Below are 17528 nucleotides of genomic sequence, written 5' to 3'. Positions count from 1 at the left end.
GCTATCGGCGCGCCGCTATTTTGCGTCGCGCGCCGCGCTGATAAGCTTGCCGGCGCATGATTCACGCGATCAGGCCGCGCGGCGCGCAATCCATTGCCGCAAGGCATGAGAAGCATGCAACAAGTGCATGAATCGGACCTCGCCGCGGCTTCCGATCGCTCCTTCAACACCAGAACATTCGAGACACCATGCCTAACGCCACGTCTGCTGCTCCTGTAGTTGTCATCGCTCCCGATTCTTTCAAGGGCTCGCTGTCCGCGGAAGGGGTCGCGAACGCCATCGCGGAAGGCATCAGGCGCGCGCGGCCGGACGCCGACATCCGGATCCGCCCGATGGCCGACGGCGGCGAAGGCACGCTCGACGCGATGCTCTCGGCGGGCGGCGAGCGCCGCATGCTGAACGTGCGCGGCGCGGCCGCCGCGCGCCGCGATGCCGCCACGGGCCTGCTCGCCGACGGCGGCGCGATCGTCGAGACGGCGGAAGTCGTCGGCATCACGGACCCGGACGGGATGGCGGTTCCCGTCACCGAACGCAGCACGCTCGGCATGGGCGAGGCCATTCGCGCGCTGCTCGATTCCGGCGCGCGCACGTTCTACGTCGCGCTCGGCGGCAGCAGCACGAACGACGGCGGCGCGGGCCTGCTCGTCGGCCTCGGGCTGAAGCTTTTCGACGCGGCCGGCAAGGAACTGGCGCCGGTGCCGTCGGCGCTCGCGCAGATCGCGCGCATCGACGCGTCGGGGCTCGATCCGCGCGTGAAGGACGCGCAGTTCGTCGGCATGTCGGACGTCGACAATCCGCTCAACGGCGATCACGGCGCGACCGCGATCTTCGGTCCGCAAAAAGGCGTGACGCCGGAACAGGTGGCGACGATCGACGCCGCCCTCGCCCATTTCGCCGATCTGCTCGAACCCGCGATGGGCGTCGCGAAGCGCAACGAACCCGGCGCGGGCGCGGCGGGCGGGCTCGGCTTCGCGTTGCACATGCTTGGCGCGCGCTTCGAGACGGGCGCCGAAGTGGTCGCGCGCGAAATCGGGCTGGATGCCGCGCTCGAGGGCGCGAACTGGCTGATCACCGGCGAAGGCCGCTCCGACGTGCAGACACTGCACGGCAAGGCGCCGTTCATCGCCTGCAAGCACGCGCGCGACCAGGGCGTGCCGGCGACGCTGCTGTCGGGCGCCGTCGATTCGGCCGCGCTGCCGCGTCTGTCCGAATTCTTCAGCGGCTGCTTCTCGCCCGCGCCGGGGCCGATCACGCTCGACACGGCGATCCGCGACGCCGCGCGCCTGCTCGCCAACGAAGCCGAGCAGCTCACGCGGTTGAGGTTCGGTTCGGTCTGAGTCCGGACGACGCGCGCGCGCCTCAGGCCACCGCGCGTTTCGCGCCGAACGCGAGCCGGTCCAGGCACCAGACGGCGAGCATCGTCGCGCCCATCAGCGGGAAGATCATGCCGAGCACGGTCAGGCCGCCGCGCCATGCGCGCATGGGCGCACGCTTGACCGGCCGCGCCGGCGCGCCCAGTTCGCGCGTGGGCCGGCGCTTCATCCACATGATGAAGCCGGTCACCGCGAGCGCGGCGAGCCCGAGCGAGATCGCCGAGCAGACGATCTGGTTCGCGAGCCCGAAGTAGCGCCCCATGTGCAGCGACGTGCCGTACGAAATCCACTGCGCGACGCCTCCATAGCTCGCGTAGTCGATATCGGACAGCACGCGTCCGCTGTATTGATCGATGTGCAGCGTGCGCTCGTCACGCGGATCGGCGGGGAAATACGACACCGTGTAGACGCCGGTCGGTTTGGCCGGCAGCGCAATGCCGTAGTCGTCGGTGACGCCGTTTTTCGCGGCGAGCGCGACCACGTCGTCGATCGACACGCGCGCGGCCGGCGCCGGCGCATGCGCGCTGTCCGGCACGGCCGTCGCACCGACGGCCCACGGCGTTTGCGGCAACGGCAGATCGTCCATCTTCATCTGCATGCCGTGCATCGCGTGTTCGTCGCCTGGCTTCGCCGCTGCGCCGGGCGCGGTCGAATGCACATGCGCCTCGCCCCACGCGCCCTTCGGATAACCGAGCGACGCCGAGGTCGCGAGCGCCTTGAACTGCTTGCCCCACGATCCCGACCACGGCAATCCCGACAGCACGAAGAACAGCGCGCCGATGGCAAGCCACACGCCGCCGACCGCATGCAGATCGCGCCACCACGCGCGGCCCTGCAGCGACAGACGCGGCAGCCACACGCCGCCTCTCGTAACGTTCGGGGCATTCGACCGGCTGGGCCACCACAACGCGATGCCCGTGCCGATCATCACGAGCGTCCAGCAGCCCGCCAGCTCCATCACGAGCTCGCCGGTCTTGCCGAGCATCAGCCCGCGATGCAGATTGCGCACCTGCTTCATCAGCCGATGTTCGACCGAAAGCGTGCCGAGCACGGCGCCATCGTAGGGATTCACATAGACGCTTTCGCTTTCGCCCGAAGGCAGACGAAAGACGAACTCCGCGCTGCGCGTGCGATCGGCTTCGATCTGCGCGAGCGTCGGCACGGCGCCGCGCGGCTCGTTCGCCGCGGCCTTCGCGAGCAGAATCTCGCGTGAAAGCTGCGGGCCGTGGGTATCGGTGACGACCATCCTGTCGCGATACAGCAGCGGTTCGATCTGCGGCTGGAAGCAGTAGATCGTGCCGGTGATCGCGAGCACGATGAGCAGCGGCATCACGAAGAGGCCCGCGTAGAAATGCCAGCGCCAGAGCGTGCGGCGATGCGCGATGACCTGCGCGTTCGACGTTGCCTCTGCCGCGTTCAAGTTGGGTGCAAGCATGACGATTCTCGTTGAATAGGTGCGTTGTCAGTTGAAGGCCATCAGATGCCGATGCGTCCTTCGAGATAGAACGTGCGCCCCGCATACGGATGGAATACGTAGTAGCGCTTGTCGAACAGGTTGTCGACGCCGGCGCCCAGCTCCGTGCGCTTGGTCGGCTTCCACGTGAACTTCGCGTCGACGACCGCGTACGTGCTCGTGCCGCCGTAGGTGTTCGGATTGACGTCGGTGTTCGTGAGCGTGTTGTATTGCCGCCCCGAGTAACGTACCGCGAGCGTCGTCGCCGTATTCCCGGGCGTGTGATACGTCGCCGCCACGTTCGCGCGCCACAGCGGAATGCGATAGAAGTACTTGCCCACCGATGCCGGATTGCCGCTGTTCGCGAGAATCTTCGACTGCGTGTACGCGGCGTTCGCGATGAGATCGAGCCCGCGCATGAGCACGTCCTGTCCTTCGTAGGCGAACTCGACGCCGCGCGAACGCACCTTGTCGATATTCTGGAAGTTCGTGACGTTGGGAATGACGGTCGTGTTGGTCTGGCTGAAGATCGTGTTCTTCACGTCGTCCTGAAAGAGCGTGAAGCGATACAGCCCGTTGCCGCGCACCCATTCGGCCGTCAGTTCCTTGGACAAATCGTCTTCGGGCTGCAGGTTCGGATTGTTGTTGACGATCGAGATGCCGTTGATCTGCCCTTGAAACAACTCGCCGACGGTCGGAAACCGGTACGCGCGTCCGACTGAAGCGCGCAATGTCAGGTCCTGCGTGACGTCGAACGACAGCGACGCCTTCGGCGACCAATGGCTCTCGCTCGCGTCCGCATACCCGAGCGCGGTCGAGCCGACTGCGCGCGTGCCGTCATACGCGTTCCAGTTCTCGTAGCGCACGCCGTAGGTGAATGCCCAGCGCGCCAGAAAGCGCCACGCGTCCTGCGCGTAGAGCGCCTGCGTGCGCGTGCGTCCGCCGAACGAATTGGCGAACGACACGCCCGCGCCCTCGCGCCACGCGCTCGTGTTCGACGTGACGTTGTCGAGAAAATAGTTGTCGTAGTGATAGCCGAACGACAACGCGTGCGCGGCGAGACCCGAGCGCGCGGTGGGCGTCCAGCTCGTGCGCAGATCGAGCGATTTCCAGCCCGAGCCGCTGCCGTCGGTGAGCGTGCCGGGGCCGTCGCCGGGCACGCCGGAACTCGCTGTGCGCGCGATGCTCTGCGTGATGTCGAAGTACGATGCGATCGCCTCGGCGTTCCAGCCCGTGTCGTTGTGCGTGCGCAAGGACACGCCGTAGAGGAAGTTCTCGCTCGACCCCATGCTCGGCGCGAACGTCGCGGCCGGAATGACGTACTCGAAACCGCCGATGTTCACGCGGCCGCTGTACACCGGATTGCCGGCGGCATCGCGCAGAAAGGTCTGCGTGTCGCTGTTGTACTTCTGATGCCAGTAGCCGAGCGTGAAGCCCGCCTGCAACGTGTTCGTGAGATCGTAGGCGAGCTTCACGCGCACCTGATCCTGAAACGTGCGCGTGATGCCTTCGCTCGACGTGCCGAGCACCGCGGTGCGCGCGTTGAACTGGTCGTTGTAGAAGGTCGCGCCCGTGACCGGCGTGTCGGCGGCCGTGGCGGGCGTTTTCGATTGCGCGAGCGTCGCGAACTGCAGCGGCTGCCCCGTGTTCTCCAGATGATCGACGCCGATCAGGAACGACAGCTTGCCGATGCGGTCGCCGACCGTCGCCGTCGTGTTGGTGCCGTTAAAGTTCCGGTTCACGCCGAAGAGATCGAAGTGCTGCGTGAAGCCTTGCACTTTCGCGTCGGCTTCGAATTGCGTCGGCATGCGCGTGGTGATCGCGACGGTCGCGCCGATCGAGTTGCCGGGATACAGCGCCGAGTACGGGCCGTAGATGACATCGGTGCGCTCGATGTCGTCGGCGAAGACCATCGACCAGCGCGGCGCGAACGTAAAGGTGTTGCCGAGGAAATTGCTGAGCAGGAGGCCGTCGGCGTAGACGAGGCCGCGCGCCGTCTGCGAGTTGCTCGTGCCGCGCACGGCGATGGTCGCATTGGGATCGCCGATGAAGCGTTTGCGCACGGCCATGTTCGGCGCGTACTTGAGCACGTCTTCGGGCGTCGTCACGTTCCAGTACTGAAACTGGTCGGCGGTGACGGTATTGACGCTCGCGGGCAAATTGGGATCGAGCGGCGACGCGCGCGAGCCCGCCTGCGCCGTGACGACGACCGGCGCCAGCGTGGCGTCGTTCGAACTGGTGGGCGCGGCGCTATCGGCCTGCGCGGTCGTGACCGGGGCATCCGGTGCGGGAGAAGCGGCTGCGGACAAGGCCGCGTGCGCCATCAGCGATAGCGGCAGCCAGGCGCGTGCGTGCGCCGCGGCACGGCGGCGCGAACGCCGTCGCGCTCGCGTGGTGAGCGTGAACATCGTGAATTCCTGAAGAGGCTGACGAGCGATCGCGCGCGTACATCGCGCTCATGTGCGCGATGTACGTCGAGGCGATCGGACGAAGGACGGTTTCAGGACAGGACGGGTGGCGCGCGCGGACTCGCGGCGTTGAAGGACTTCGACGAGACAGTGTCGATGACCGCGAAGGTCGAAACGCGCGTGACGCGCTCGACGCGCACGACGTCATGCGCGACGCCCGTGGCGATCGGCAGATTGTGCGCGAGGAGTCCGCAATACGAGCAGGCGTCGAAATGGCTCGCGGCGTCGTGATGGCCGGCGTGCCCGGCGTCCTCTTCGGCGACGGCGTGATGGCCTTCGTGCGCGCGCGCTTCCGGCGCGTCGACGGCGCACAGGATGGCTTCCGTGTCGTTCGCCGCATTGCGCGCCGCGAGCGTCTGGCTGATGACCGGCGCGACAATGGCAAGCCACATGGCGGCGATGCCGAGCCATGCGACGAAGCGATTGCGCGCGTTGCGGTTCATGAGGGAAGTTTGTGTGGCCGTGCGGAAGATTGAACGAGATTGTAGGCAGGCGTTCGGCAAGCCGCAATCTTGCAGTGCGTATCTCCGGAATCGCACGTCATCCGCGCGTCATGGCGCATGTGCGGCGTCGGAAGCGTTGACGCATTTTCGCAGACATCACCAGATGAATCGGTTAGAATCTCGGGCTTGGCACAGTGGACCGGTGCCGACACGGCGGCAACGCCGGGCGCCCAGCGCGCCTGCCGTGCTGCGAGGATGGCGAAATTGGTAGACGCACCAGGTTTAGGTCCTGACGCCCGCAAGGGTGTGCGGGTTCGAGTCCCGCTCCTCGCACCACACGAAACCCCTTTCATCGGCAAAGGGGTTTTTCGTTTGCGGGACCGGTTTTCTCCCGCCCGGAAGTTGCGGACTAAACGTTCAACTCGCCCACTTCGACCATCAGCACCTCGCCTCTATCCTGCGATCGTCCGGCGAAGTCGATGCCCGCACGGTCCATTACGCGCCTGATCTCCTCCGGTATCTGCTCGCTTGCGCGCGCAGCGGCGATCGGCCGGTCGACATGCGAAAGAAACCGCCGCACGCATGCCGGCTGCCAGAACACGAAAATGTTGAGCGGATAGGTGAGCCGGGCGTCGCCGCGGCGCTGGGCGGTGATGTGCAGGCCCACCGTCGGCGAGACGTGCATCTGACGCGGACACACGCGAAAGTCGAAGCCGAAATCCGTCGCCACGCTCTTCACGAGATAAGGCAGGCACGTGTTGCTGAATTGCCTGTTCTCGGATTTGCTCAAGGCCATGAGCGCCCTCCAGAGTCGATGGCGACAGTGTTGCGCGCGCGACGATACACGTCGGTGGTTCGGCACACAATCCAATGGCGCGAGCACGTCGGCAGCGAAGCCGCGCTTCGCCGGATAAAATGAGCGCCCGTGCGTCGGCCAGCGCCTGGCGAAGCCACAAGACAAAACCTCCCCCACAAGCCCCGTCCGTGAATTTCGACGATTATTGCCAGCAAAAGGCCGCCCCCGATGGCTCCGGCACGTACTACGCGCTGCGCCGCGCGCCGATGTCGAGCCAGCCGCTTCTGACCGCGCTCTACGCGCTCTATCGCGAGCTCGAAGAGACCGTCAGGGAAACCAGCGATTCGACCATCGGCCGCACCAAGCACGCGTGGTGGCAAGGCGAGCTCGGCCGGCTCGATGGCGGCGAACCGACGCATCCCGTCACGAAGGCATTGCGGGCGCATGCGGGCGACGCCGCGCATCCCGTTCTCGACGATACCGGGCGCGCGTCGCTTGCCGCGGTCGTCGATGGCTTCGGCATGGATCTCGATCAGGCGCGCTATCTCGACTGGCCTGGCCTCAGGCGCTATCTGGAGCAGACGGGCGGCGCATTCGCGACGGCCATCGCACGCGCGAGTGCACGCGCTCCGGAGCAAGCCGCCGCGTGGGCCGCGCCGCTCGGCTCGGCGCTGTTACTCGCCGAACGCGTTCAGAGCATCGGCGACGATGCGCGCCACGGCCGCATCTATATTCCCATCGACGAGTTGCAGCGCTTCAACGTGACAGCCGCGGACATCATCAATCGCAAGTACAGCGATGCATTCACGGATCTCATGCGCTTTCAGACCGGGCGCGCGCGACAGACACTTATCGAAGCGCTCGCGGCCATCCCCGCTTCCGAGCGCGCAACGCAACGTGTGCTGCGCGCACAGGCGGCGCTGTCGCTCGCGCTGTTCGACGAGATCGAGCGGGAGAATTTCAAGGTGCTGCATCAGCGCATCGCGCTCACGCCGATCCGCAAGCTGTGGATCACGTGGCGCACGCGCTAGACGCGCAGGAGCGGTAGCGACTCGACGCGCTGCCCGAGGATCGCGGCGGCATCGAGTTTCCAGCACGCGCGAAGGGCCGTCGCATACAGCCTTCTCAAATCGATGCCGACAGGCAAGCCGCCGTCCGCATCGAGTCGATCGAGTCGCGGCGGCATGCCGAAGAGTCCACCGCGCACGTTGCCACCCATCATGAAATGCGCCGCGGCCGCGCCGTGCTCCGTGCCGCCTGCGGCATTTTCACGCGCGGCGCGTCCGAACTCGGAACGCGTCATCACGAGCGTGCGGTTCCAGTCGCCCGACGCGATCAGCGATGCACGCAACGATGCGAGTCCTTCAGCCAGTCGAGCCAGCAGCGCCGCATGACGATGCGCCTGATTCTCGTGCGTGTCGAAGCCATGCAATGTGAAGCGGATCACGTTCACGCCGTGCACGCGATCGAGCCAGTCATCGGCGCGATATTCATCGGCATGCGACGCGGTGTCCCAGATCTGACGCGAGCGGAAGTGCGAGCGATTGGGCGCGTGGTAGCCGACGCCCTGCACGATCGCCATATCGTTCGCGCGCCACGCACTCATCAACGGCACGAGCGATGGATGGAGCGCCGTACGTTCATCGAGCATCAACGCCTGATCCTTCGATATCGCGAGAGTCGGCCTGAGCGCGCGATAGCGCGGATCGGCGATCGGAATGACGGTGTTGAGGGAATCGTTGCCGCCGTCGAGATCGACGAGCACCAGCGTGCGAATGGAAGATGAAGGATCGAATCGACTGAAGGCGAACGCGTTACCAACGCTGCCCGACCATCCTGCGAACGCGCCGGCAATCGAGAGAAATTGACGTCGGTTCATCGCGGTCCGCGCGGCTCACCGCTTATAGAGATCGCGCACCGCTTCTTCGATGTGCTGGCGCAAGAGACGGCGCTCGTCAGCGGTCATCACCGTGTGACGCGGCGGGCGCGCGGGCGGCGTCTGATCGGCCTGCTGTACGGGTTGCATGGAGGGCGAGCCGGAGGCGCGATCGCGGCTCGAAGGCGTCGCGCGCTGCTGCGCGCGAATCATGCGGCCATCGAAGCGATTCGGGGAGTTGCTGAAGCCGCGATCGAAGCCCGTCGATTGCGCATAGGCGTGAGGCGTGCTCAGTACTGCGTAAAGCGCACTGGCAAGAAGTGTCTGTCTGAAGATGCGCTCAGCGCGCACGGGTCCGCGCTGCCGCGCTCCCTTCATGTTTTTCCCTTCGTTGCTCGACAACCGGACAGCCTCATTCTTTTCGCGCGCGTCTCGCAGTGGCTTGGTCGGGCCGCATGACGCGCTGGTCTAATGGAGTATCTACCGAATGGCGGGCTTAGGTAAAGCAGTGTACGCACCAAACCCTTAGGCCGTGCCACAGCCTCCGTAAATTTTGTAACCAACTGTTACACTCGCTTTTGTTACAAACTCGGCGTTTGATCAAACGCGCTAAGATGCCTCCATGGAAACCAAGAACCCTTCAAAAATTCTCGTCGTCGACGACGATCCGCGCCTGCGCGATCTGCTGCGACGCTACCTCGGTGAGCAGGGCTTCAACGTCTACGTTGCGGAGAACGCGCCGTCGATGAACAAGCTCTGGGTGCGCGAGCGTTTCGATCTGCTCGTGCTCGATCTGATGCTGCCCGGCGAAGACGGTCTTTCCATCTGCCGGCGTCTGCGCGGCAGCAACGATCGTACGCCGATCATCATGCTCACCGCGAAGGGTGAAGACGTCGATCGTATCGTCGGCCTCGAAATGGGCGCGGACGACTATCTGCCGAAGCCGTTCAATCCGCGTGAACTCGTCGCGCGTATTCATGCGGTGCTGCGTCGTCAGACGCCTTCCGAATTGCCGGGCGCGCCGTCCGAAACCACCGAAGTATTCGAGTTCGGCGAGTTCGCGCTAAACCTCGCGACGCGCACGCTCACGAAGAACGGCCAGGAAATTCCGCTGACTACCGGCGAGTTTTCGGTCCTTAAAGTGTTCGCGCGTCATCCGCGTCAGCCGCTCTCACGCGAAAAGCTGATGGAGCTCGCACGCGGCCGTGAATACGAAGTGTTCGACCGCAGTCTCGACGTGCAGATCTCGCGTCTGCGCAAGCTGATCGAGCCCGATCCCAGCAGTCCGCGCTTCATTCAGACCGTGTGGGGCCTCGGCTACGTCTTCATTCCCGACGGCGCAGCCTGATCGATCGTTGAGCGAGTTTCGTCACGCTTTCTCCCCTTCATCGAGCTGAACCCGACAGACCCATGCGAATCGACAGGCGGCTACTGGCGCTCGCGTTCGGCGGCCTGTTCTGGCGAACCTTTGCGCTGATCGCGTTGCTCATCGCCGTCAGTCTGACGGCGTGGTTCCAGAGCTTTCGCGTGATCGAACGCGAGCCGCGCGCGCAGCGCGTGGCGCTGCAGCTCGTCGCCGTGGTCAAGCTCACGCGCACCGCCCTGCTTTACTCCGATCCCGATCTGCGCCGCGCGCTGCTTCAGGATCTGGAGAGCAACGAAGGCGTGCGCGTGTATCCGCGCGAAACCACCGACAAGTACAAGCTCCAGCCCGATGAATCGCTCAACCGGCTGATCGAGCGCGACGTGCGCGGCCGGCTCGGCAACGAGACGATCATCGCGCAATCGGTGAACGACATTCCCGGCGTCTGGATCAGCTTCAAGATCGACGACGACGACTACTGGGTCGCACTCGACCGCGATCAGCTCGACACCGTCACCGGCCTGCAATGGGCCGGCTGGGGCGTGTTCGCGCTCGCACTGTCGCTGTTCGGCGCGGCGTTCATCACGAGTCTCGTGAACCGGCCGTTCGCGCGCCTCGCGCTCGCAGCGCGCAGGGTCGGCTCGGGACAATCGCCCGAACCCTTGCCCGAGCGCGGCATGGGCGTGGCGGCGGAAACCAACCGAAGCTTCAACCAGATGGTGCAGAACCTCGAACAGCTCGAAGCGGATCGCGCGCTGATGCTCGCGGGCATCTCGCACGATCTGCGCACGCCGCTCGCGCGTCTGCGTCTCGAAACCGAAATGAGTCCGTCGGACGAAGCGACCAAGCTCGCGATGATCGACGACATCGAGCAGATGGACATGATCATCGGCCGCTTCCTCGATTACGCACGGCCGATGCAGCGCATGCCCGAGGCGGTCGATCTGTCGATGATCGCGGGCGAGCTCGCCGCGCGCTTCCAGGCCGACGACGGCGTCGTGATGCACACCGATCTCGCGCAAGGCGCAGTCATCGAAGGCGACCCGACGGATGCGCGCCGCGTGGTCGGCAACCTGCTGGAGAACGCGCGCAAGTACGGACGCAGCGAGCACGACGACATCGCCCGCATCACGCTGCAGACGCGCGTCGCGCATGGCAAGGTCGAACTCTCGGTGATGGACGAAGGCCGCGGCATTCCCGACGATCAGGTCGCGCTCATCACGCGCCCGTTCTATCGCGTCGATACGGCGCGCACGCAGGCGAACGGCACGGGCCTCGGCATGGCGATCGTGCAGCGGCTCGTCACGCGCCAGCGCGGCACGCTGCGACTGCGCAACCGCACGCCGCTGCCGGGCTTCGAAGTGACCATCGACTTCCCGCCGATCAAAGGTGGCGCGCGTTTCGAAGGCTGAACGCGCTGCCCCTCCACTTAGTTAGTTAAAAACTATTGGAACGATTATTTGTATAGGGTTAAGGTGAATCGGGTTAACGCGCGGCATGGCTGGCATTGAAAGTGTCACGCGCGCGTTACGGCGATCCCGTAGTTTGCTTGGAGTGTGTCCTTTCAACGATTTCACAGGAGTTACTGCATGAAGACCGTTGGCGATAAAGTCGAAGCATTCACCGTCACCGCTGCGAAGCCGGGTTTCAACCATCACGAAGAGCACGGGCAGTCCGCGTTCGAGGAAATCACCGAACAGTCCTTCCCGGGCAAGTGGAAGATCATCTACTTCTATCCGAAAGACTTCACGTTCGTCTGTCCGACGGAAATCGTCGAGTTCGCGAAGCTCGCGAAGGATTTCGAGGACCGCGACGCCGTTCTGCTCGGCGGCAGCGTCGACAACGAGTTCGTCAAGCTCGCATGGCGCCGCGAGCATAAAGACCTGAACAAGCTGAACCACTACGCGTTCGGCGACGTGAAGGGCGAACTGATCGATCAGCTCGGCGTGCGCGACAAGGAAGCCGGCGTGGCGCTGCGCGCGACCTTCATCGTCGATCCGGACAACGTCATTCAGCACGTGTCGGTCAACAACCTGAACGTGGGCCGCAGCCCGGAAGAAGTCCTGCGTATTCTCGACGGTTTGCAGACGGACGAACTGTGCCCGTGCAACCGCGCTGTCGGCGGCTCGACGCTGTAAGCGTTCCCGGATGCCGCGAAACCCGCCATTGGCCGAACGTGTTCGGCGCTGGCGGGTTTTTTAACGCCACGCTCATGCCACGAACAAGGAGAAAACAATGGAATTCCTGTCCGCGATCAAGGAACTCGTGCCCGACTACGCGAAGGATATTCGCCTGAACGTCGACGGCACGATCGCCCGCTCATCGCTCGACGGCAACGATGCGGTCGGTGTCGCGCTGGCCGCCGCGTTTGCCGCGAAAGCGACGAAGCTGGTGAACATCATTCGCAACGCAGGCGTGCTGTCGCCGGAAGAAACCAACGCCGTGCTCACCGCCGCCGCGCTGATGGGCATGAACAACGTCTGGTATCCGTATCAGGAGATGGCCGACAACGCCGATCTCAAGACGCAGCCCGCCAACCTGCGCATGAACGCGTACGCATCGCACGGCGGCGTGGACAAGCGGCGCTTCGAGATGTATGCGCTGGCGGCGTCGATCATCGGCAAGTGCCACTTCTGCGTGAAGTCGCACTACGAGAATCTCGTGGCCGAAGGCATGTCGACGACGCAACTGCGCGACGTCGGCCGCATCGCGGCGGTGATCAACGCCGTCGCGCTGACGATCGAAGCGCAAGGGTAACGTCGTCGGTTCAGCCGTCGATCGAGGTCCGGCGCAGCAGCACCGCGGCCTGCGCCTCGATGCCCTCCTTGCGGCCGAGATAACCGAGCTTCTCGTTGGTCTTGGCCTTCACGTTCACGCGGTCGATCGAGAGATCGAGGTCGGCCGCGATGTTCGCGCGCATCGCGTCGATATGGGGGCTAAGCTTCGGCGCCTGCGCGATGATCGTGCTGTCGATATTGCCGATCGCGAAGCCCGCCTCCGACACGCGCTTGAACGCCTCGCGCAGCAGCACGCGGCTGTCGGCGCCGGCGAATTCGGTCGCCGTGTCGGGAAAGTGCCGTCCGATATCGCCGAGCGAGGCCGCGCCGAACAGTGCGTCGGTGATCGCGTGCAGCAGCACGTCGGCATCGGAATGCCCGAGCAGGCCGCGTTCATAGGGAATCGTCACGCCGCCGATGATGAGCGGGCGGCCCTCGACGAGCTGGTGGACGTCGTATCCTTGTCCGATTCTGAAATCCATCGATCCAAACCTTTTTGAGTGTGAGTCAGGCGTGCGCCGAAAGGATCGCGCCCGCGAGCGCGAAATCTTCCGGATAGGTCACCTTGAAGTTGCGCAAACTGCCCTGAACCAGCTTCGGCGAGTGCCCGAGCCATTCGATGGCGCTCGCTTCGTCCGTCAGGTCGTGGCCGTCGTGACGCGCACGCTCGATCGCCTCGCGCAGCATGCCGAGCCGGAACATCTGCGGCGTCTGCGCCTGCCACAGGCCGTCGCGCGACTCCGTGCGGGCGATGCGCGTCTGCGCGGGCCCCGCGGACAAAGGCGCATCGGGCATGTTCGGTGCGACGCGCTTCAGCGTATCCGCGACCGGCAGCGCGAGAATCCCGCCGATGGCATCATCGCGCAGTTCCGCGACAAGCTTGCGAATCAGTTCCGGCGTGATGCCGGGGCGCGCGGCGTCGTGCACGAGGACCCAGTCGTCGTCACGCGCGCCGAATCTCGCGAGCGCGATCAGGCCGTTGTACACCGACGCCTGCCGCGAGGCGCCGCCGCAGCGCTCTACCGCGAAGCGCAGCCCGGCGAAGCGGCGCGCGTCGAAATGATGGTCGTCCGGTGCGAGCACGACCAGCGTCTGCGAGAATTCGGAGCACGCGTCGAACGCCGCGAGCGTGTACGCGAGCATCGGGCGGCCCGCGACCGTCTGGTATTGCTTCGGCATCGGCGCACCGGCGCGGCTGCCGGTCCCGGCGCAGGGAATCAGGGAAAACAGGCGCGAAGTCACGGGCAATTATTGTGGGCAAGTCAAAGTTGAAGCCCGGATTTTATAATAGGTCTTTCGCGACCACGTCCCGCGCACGCGGGTTCGACTCCTCGAACCCGCGTTTGCCGGGCCGTTCCATGCACACCTTATGTCTTCCAAAGCCGTCAAAGCGCAGTCCAGTTCTCCTATCGCGCTCGTAAAGCCAGGCCAGCGTTTCGCTTTCGACGGCGCGACCGGCTCGTCCGATGCGCTTGCCATCGCGCGCTATTACAGCGCGTATCGCGAGAGTGTGCCGCTGCTGACGGTCGTGACCGCGGGCGCGGTCGATGCGCAGCGCCTCGCCGCCGAAATCCCCTATTTCGCGCCGGATGCGCGCGTGCGCCTTTTGCCCGACTGGGAAACGCTGCCGTACGACACGTTCTCGCCGCACCAGGATCTCGTGTCCGAGCGGCTCGCGACGCTGCACGATCTCGGCGAAGGACGCTGCGACATTCTCATCGTGCCCGCGACGACGGCGCTGTATCGCATGCCGCCCGCGTCGTTTCTCGCGGCCTACACGTTCTCGTTCACGCAGGGCGAGCGCCTCGACGAGGCGAAGCTGAAGGCACAGTTGACGCTCGCGGGCTACGAGCACGTGAGCCAGGTCGTGCGCCCGGGCGAATACTGCGTGCGCGGCTCGCTGATCGACCTGTATCCGATGGGTTCGGCGCTGCCGTATCGCCTCGACCTGTTCGACGATCAGGTGGACTCCATCCGCGCATTCGATCCCGACACGCAGCGCAGCCTTTATCCTGTGCGCGACGTGCGCCTGCTGCCGGGCCGCGAGTTTCCGTTCGACGAAGCCGCGCGCACCGCCTTTCGCAGCCGCTGGCGCGAGGTGTTCGAAGGCGATCCGAGCCGTTCGCAGATCTACAAGGACATCGGCATCGGCGTGCCGTCGGCGGGGATCGAATACTATCTGCCGCTCTTCTTCGACGAAACCGCGACGCTTTTCCACTATTTGCCCGAAGGCGCGCAGCTCGCGTTCGTCGGCGACATGGACGCGGCGATCAAGCGCTTCACGAACGACACCAAGCAACGCTTCGACTTTCTCTCGCACGACCGCGAGCGGCCTTTGCTCGAACCGCGCCGTCTGTTTCTGACCGACGACGATTTCTTCACCTTCGCCAAGCCGTTCGCCCAACTGAAGTTCCCGTCGACGCCCGAAGGCGGCTGGGCCGTGCCGTTGCCGGGACTCGCGATCGACCGCCATGCCGACGAGCCCCTGCTCGCGCTGCGCCATTATCTTGACCAGACGGATAACCGCGTGATGCTGGTCGCGGAATCGGCGGGGCGGCGCGAGACCATCCAGCAACTGCTCGCAGACAACGGCCTGCGCGGCGAGTTGCGCGACACGTTCCAGGAATGGCTCGCGAGCGACGGCAAGTTCACGCTCGGCATTGCACCGCTGGCGAACGGTTTCGTGTTGCCGTCGGAGAAGCTTTCGATCGTCACCGAGACGGAGCTGTATGGACCGCTCGCGCGGCGCGCCGGCCGACGCCGGCAGGAACAGGCGAGCAACGTCGATTCGATGGTGCGCGATCTCGCCGAGCTGAAAATCGGCGATCCGGTCGTGCATGCGCAACACGGCATCGGCCGCTATATGGGTCTCGTGTCGATGGATCTCGGCGAAGGCGAAACCGAGTTTCTGCATCTCGAGTACCAGAACGAATCGAAGCTGTATGTGCCGGTCGCGCAGTTGCACGTGATCTCGCGCTATAGCGGCGCGGACCCGGACAGCGCGCCTTTGCATCAGCTTGGCTCGGGCCAGTGGGAAAAGGCGAAGCGCAAGGCCGCGCAGCAGATCCGCGACACCGCCGCCGAACTCCTCAACCTGTATGCGCGCCGCGCGGCTCGCGAGGGCTATGCGTTCGCGCTGGAACCGCGCGACTACGTCAAGTTCGCGGAGAGCTTCGGCTTCGAGGAAACGCCCGATCAGGCGGCGGCAATCGCCGCGGTGATCGGCGACATGACGAGCGGCAAGCCGATGGACCGCCTCGTGTGCGGCGACGTCGGCTTCGGCAAGACGGAAGTGGCGCTGCGCGCCGCGTTCATCGCGGTGATGGGCGGCAAGCAGGTGGCGATTCTCTCGCCGACCACCCTGCTCGCCGAGCAGCACACGCAGACCTTCACCGATCGCTTCGCGGACTGGCCCGTGCGCATAGCGGAGCTGTCGCGTTTCAAGACCGGCAAGGAGGTATCGACGGCAATTCAGCAGATCAACGATGGCAGTGTCGATATCGTCATCGGCACGCACAAGCTTCTGTCGGGCGATGTGAAGTTCAAGCGGCTCGGGCTCGTGATCATCGACGAGGAACATCGTTTCGGCGTGCGCCAGAAGGAAGCCTTGAAGGCGCTGCGCGCCGAAGTCGATGTGCTCACGCTCACCGCGACGCCGATTCCGCGCACGCTCGGCATGGCGCTCGAAGGACTGCGCGATTTCTCCGTGATCGCGACCGCGCCGCAAAAGCGCCTCGCGATCAAGACCTTCGTGCGGCGCGAGGAAGACGGCGTGATCCGCGAAGCGATGCTGCGCGAACTCAAGCGCGGCGGTCAGGTGTACTTCCTGCACAACGAAGTCGAGACGATCGAGAATCGGCGCACGATGCTCGAAGCGCTGGTGCCCGAAGCGCGCATCGCGGTGGCGCATGGTCAGATGCATGAGCGCGAACTCGAACGCGTGATGCGCGATTTCGTCGGCCAGCGCGCGAACGTGCTGTTGTGCACGACGATCATCGAGACCGGCATCGACGTGCCGAGCGCGAACACGATCCTCATGCATCGCGCGGATAAGTTCGGGCTTGCGCAGCTGCATCAGTTGCGCGGGCGCGTGGGGCGTTCGCATCACCAGGCGTATGCGTATCTGCTCGTGCACGATCCGCAGTCGCTGACGAAGCAGGCGCAGCGCCGGCTGGAGGCGATCCAGCAGATGGAGGAACTCGGTTCGGGCTTCTATCTCGCGATGCACGATCTGGAAATTCGCGGCACCGGCGAAGTGCTCGGCGACAAGCAATCGGGCGAGATTCAGGAGATCGGCTTTCAGCTTTACACCGACATGCTGAACGACGCGGTGCGCGCGCTGAAGGAAGGCCGCGAGCCGGATCTGAATGCGCCGCTGGCTGCCACGACCGAGATCAATCTGCATGCGCCGGCCATTCTTCCGGCCGAATATTGCGGCGACGTGCAGGAGCGTTTGTCGCTGTACAAGCGGCTCGCGAACTGCGAATCCAGCGATGCGATCGATGGGATTCTCGAAGAGCTCGTCGACCGCTTTGGCAAGCTGCCGCCGCAGGCGCATGCGCTGGTGGAGACGCATCGGTTGAGGCTGGCTGCGAAGCCGCTTGGCATCTCCAAGATCGATGCGGCGGAGCAATCCATCTCGCTGCAGTTCGTGCCGAATCCTCCGGTGGATGCGATGAAGATCATCGAGATGGTGCAGAAGCACAAGCACATCAAGCTGGCGGGGCAGGACAAGTTGCGCATCGAGTCGCGGAGTCCGGATCTTGCGGTGCGGATTTCCACGGTCAAGGAGACGTTGCGGGCGTTGGGCGGGCCGGTTAGGCAGCCGGCTTCTGCTGTTCGGTGATTTTTTGGGCTTCTGTCGATGGCCTGATTTCGTGTCGGTTTATTGGCGTTGCCCCTGTGCGGGGCGGCAGTCACTTTCTTTGCTGCTGCAAAGAAAGTAACCAAAGAAAGCAGCTCGACACGCCCGCGGTCAC

15 protein-coding genes and 1 tRNA gene are annotated in these 17528 nt (G+C 64.8%); 8 read left to right on the top strand and 8 right to left on the bottom strand.

What is annotated here, in order from left to right:
• The first annotated feature begins 188 nt into the window (after positions 1-188).
• Complete coding sequence (locus BTHE68_RS06185; protein WP_061176145.1) at positions 189-1337, top strand: glycerate kinase family protein; 1149 nt, start codon at positions 189-191, stop codon at positions 1335-1337.
• A 22-nt stretch (positions 1338-1359) separates the two neighbouring features.
• Here BTHE68_RS06185 and BTHE68_RS06180 read toward each other — a convergent pair whose 3' ends face one another.
• The 3 genes from BTHE68_RS06180 to BTHE68_RS06170 all read right to left on the bottom strand — a co-directional run bounded on the left by BTHE68_RS06180 (position 1360) and on the right by BTHE68_RS06170 (position 5737).
• The gene (locus BTHE68_RS06180; protein ID WP_162065589.1) at positions 1360-2808 is read right to left on the bottom strand and encodes a PepSY-associated TM helix domain-containing protein; all 1449 of its coding nucleotides are present in this window, start codon (positions 2806-2808) and stop codon (positions 1360-1362) included.
• Positions 2809-2849: 41 nt separating this feature from the next.
• Positions 2850-5234, bottom strand: coding sequence for a TonB-dependent receptor (locus tag BTHE68_RS06175; RefSeq protein WP_162065588.1), 2385 nt, complete (start codon positions 5232-5234; stop codon positions 2850-2852).
• 92 nt (positions 5235-5326) lie between these two features.
• Entirely contained in the window at positions 5327-5737 is a 411-nt protein-coding gene (locus BTHE68_RS06170) for a DUF2946 domain-containing protein (protein ID WP_162065587.1), read from the bottom strand.
• A gap of 249 nt (positions 5738-5986) precedes the next feature.
• Here BTHE68_RS06170 and BTHE68_RS06165 point away from each other — a divergent pair.
• Positions 5987-6073, top strand: a tRNA-Leu gene (locus BTHE68_RS06165).
• 73 nt (positions 6074-6146) lie between these two features.
• Here BTHE68_RS06165 and BTHE68_RS06160 read toward each other — a convergent pair.
• Positions 6147-6533 (bottom strand): DUF5594 family protein, encoded by a 387-nt coding sequence (locus BTHE68_RS06160; protein ID WP_162065586.1) that lies wholly within the window; start codon positions 6531-6533, stop codon positions 6147-6149.
• 188 nt (positions 6534-6721) lie between these two features.
• Here BTHE68_RS06160 and BTHE68_RS06155 point away from each other — a divergent pair, with 188 nt between their 5' ends.
• A complete protein-coding gene (locus BTHE68_RS06155; protein WP_162065585.1) occupies positions 6722-7564 on the top strand; it encodes a squalene/phytoene synthase family protein in 843 nt (280 codons plus the stop codon).
• Here the strand turns inward: BTHE68_RS06155 and BTHE68_RS06150 are convergent.
• Positions 7561-8412 carry a DUF1501 domain-containing protein gene (locus tag BTHE68_RS06150; protein ID WP_162065584.1) on the bottom strand — a complete coding sequence of 284 codons (852 nt, stop codon included), beginning with the start codon at positions 8410-8412 and terminating at the stop codon, positions 7561-7563. The two genes, BTHE68_RS06155 and BTHE68_RS06150, sit on opposite strands and share 4 nt — an antisense overlap.
• Positions 8413-8427: 15 nt before the next feature.
• Entirely contained in the window at positions 8428-8787 is a 360-nt protein-coding gene (locus BTHE68_RS06145; protein ID WP_232077911.1) for a hypothetical protein, read from the bottom strand.
• A 244-nt stretch (positions 8788-9031) separates the two neighbouring features.
• Between BTHE68_RS06145 and ompR the strand changes: the two genes are divergently transcribed.
• The 4 genes from ompR (at position 9032) to BTHE68_RS06125 (ending at position 12529) form a co-directional block, all read left to right on the top strand.
• Positions 9032-9757: an osmolarity response regulator transcription factor OmpR gene (gene ompR / locus BTHE68_RS06140; RefSeq protein ID WP_008349770.1), complete on the top strand. Its 726-nt coding sequence runs from the start codon at positions 9032-9034 to the stop codon at positions 9755-9757.
• Positions 9758-9819: 62 nt separating this feature from the next.
• Positions 9820-11184: an ATP-binding protein gene (locus tag BTHE68_RS06135; RefSeq protein ID WP_162065583.1), complete on the top strand. Its 1365-nt coding sequence runs from the start codon at positions 9820-9822 to the stop codon at positions 11182-11184.
• A gap of 177 nt (positions 11185-11361) precedes the next feature.
• Positions 11362-11910: a peroxiredoxin gene (locus BTHE68_RS06130; protein ID WP_162065582.1), complete on the top strand. Its 549-nt coding sequence runs from the start codon at positions 11362-11364 to the stop codon at positions 11908-11910.
• Positions 11911-12007: 97 nt separating this feature from the next.
• Positions 12008-12529 carry a carboxymuconolactone decarboxylase family protein gene (locus BTHE68_RS06125; protein ID WP_162065581.1) on the top strand — a complete coding sequence of 174 codons (522 nt, stop codon included), beginning with the start codon at positions 12008-12010 and terminating at the stop codon, positions 12527-12529.
• Between the two features lie 10 nt (positions 12530-12539).
• On the opposite strand, the gene ispF is transcribed toward BTHE68_RS06125, so the two are convergent.
• Both ispF and ispD read right to left on the bottom strand, forming a co-directional pair.
• Positions 12540-13031: a 2-C-methyl-D-erythritol 2,4-cyclodiphosphate synthase gene (gene ispF, locus BTHE68_RS06120; RefSeq protein ID WP_162065580.1), complete on the bottom strand. Its 492-nt coding sequence runs from the start codon at positions 13029-13031 to the stop codon at positions 12540-12542.
• 25 nt (positions 13032-13056) lie between these two features.
• Positions 13057-13791 carry a 2-C-methyl-D-erythritol 4-phosphate cytidylyltransferase gene (ispD, locus tag BTHE68_RS06115; protein ID WP_061176238.1) on the bottom strand — a complete coding sequence of 245 codons (735 nt, stop codon included), beginning with the start codon at positions 13789-13791 and terminating at the stop codon, positions 13057-13059.
• A gap of 127 nt (positions 13792-13918) precedes the next feature.
• Between ispD and mfd the strand changes: the two genes are divergently transcribed.
• On the top strand, positions 13919-17395 hold the full coding sequence (mfd, locus tag BTHE68_RS06110) for a transcription-repair coupling factor (protein ID WP_162065579.1): 3477 nt from the start codon (positions 13919-13921) through the stop codon (positions 17393-17395).
• The last annotated feature ends 133 nt before the right edge of the window (positions 17396-17528 follow it).

The sequence above is a fragment of the Burkholderia sp. THE68 genome, from assembly GCF_009938265.1.
GTDB lineage: Bacteria > Pseudomonadota > Gammaproteobacteria > Burkholderiales > Burkholderiaceae > Caballeronia.
Note: the sequence above shows the minus strand (reverse complement) of the source record. Positions and strands in the feature narration are given on the sequence as shown.

Coding starts and splice junctions, on each gene's coding strand:
- BTHE68_RS06185 (WP_061176145.1), top strand. CDS start 189: ATGCCTAACGCCACGTCTGCTGCTCCTGTAGTTGTCATCGCTCCCGAT.
- BTHE68_RS06180 (WP_162065589.1), bottom strand. CDS start 2,808: ATGCTTGCACCCAACTTGAACGCGGCAGAGGCAACGTCGAACGCGCAG.
- BTHE68_RS06175 (WP_162065588.1), bottom strand. CDS start 5,234: ATGTTCACGCTCACCACGCGAGCGCGACGGCGTTCGCGCCGCCGTGCC.
- BTHE68_RS06170 (WP_162065587.1), bottom strand. CDS start 5,737: ATGAACCGCAACGCGCGCAATCGCTTCGTCGCATGGCTCGGCATCGCC.
- BTHE68_RS06160 (WP_162065586.1), bottom strand. CDS start 6,533: ATGGCCTTGAGCAAATCCGAGAACAGGCAATTCAGCAACACGTGCCTG.
- BTHE68_RS06150 (WP_162065584.1), bottom strand. CDS start 8,412: ATGAACCGACGTCAATTTCTCTCGATTGCCGGCGCGTTCGCAGGATGG.
- BTHE68_RS06145 (WP_232077911.1), bottom strand. CDS start 8,787: ATGAAGGGAGCGCGGCAGCGCGGACCCGTGCGCGCTGAGCGCATCTTC.
- ompR (WP_008349770.1), top strand. CDS start 9,032: ATGGAAACCAAGAACCCTTCAAAAATTCTCGTCGTCGACGACGATCCG.
- BTHE68_RS06135 (WP_162065583.1), top strand. CDS start 9,820: ATGCGAATCGACAGGCGGCTACTGGCGCTCGCGTTCGGCGGCCTGTTC.
- BTHE68_RS06130 (WP_162065582.1), top strand. CDS start 11,362: ATGAAGACCGTTGGCGATAAAGTCGAAGCATTCACCGTCACCGCTGCG.
- BTHE68_RS06125 (WP_162065581.1), top strand. CDS start 12,008: ATGGAATTCCTGTCCGCGATCAAGGAACTCGTGCCCGACTACGCGAAG.
- ispF (WP_162065580.1), bottom strand. CDS start 13,031: ATGGATTTCAGAATCGGACAAGGATACGACGTCCACCAGCTCGTCGAG.
- mfd (WP_162065579.1), top strand. CDS start 13,919: ATGTCTTCCAAAGCCGTCAAAGCGCAGTCCAGTTCTCCTATCGCGCTC.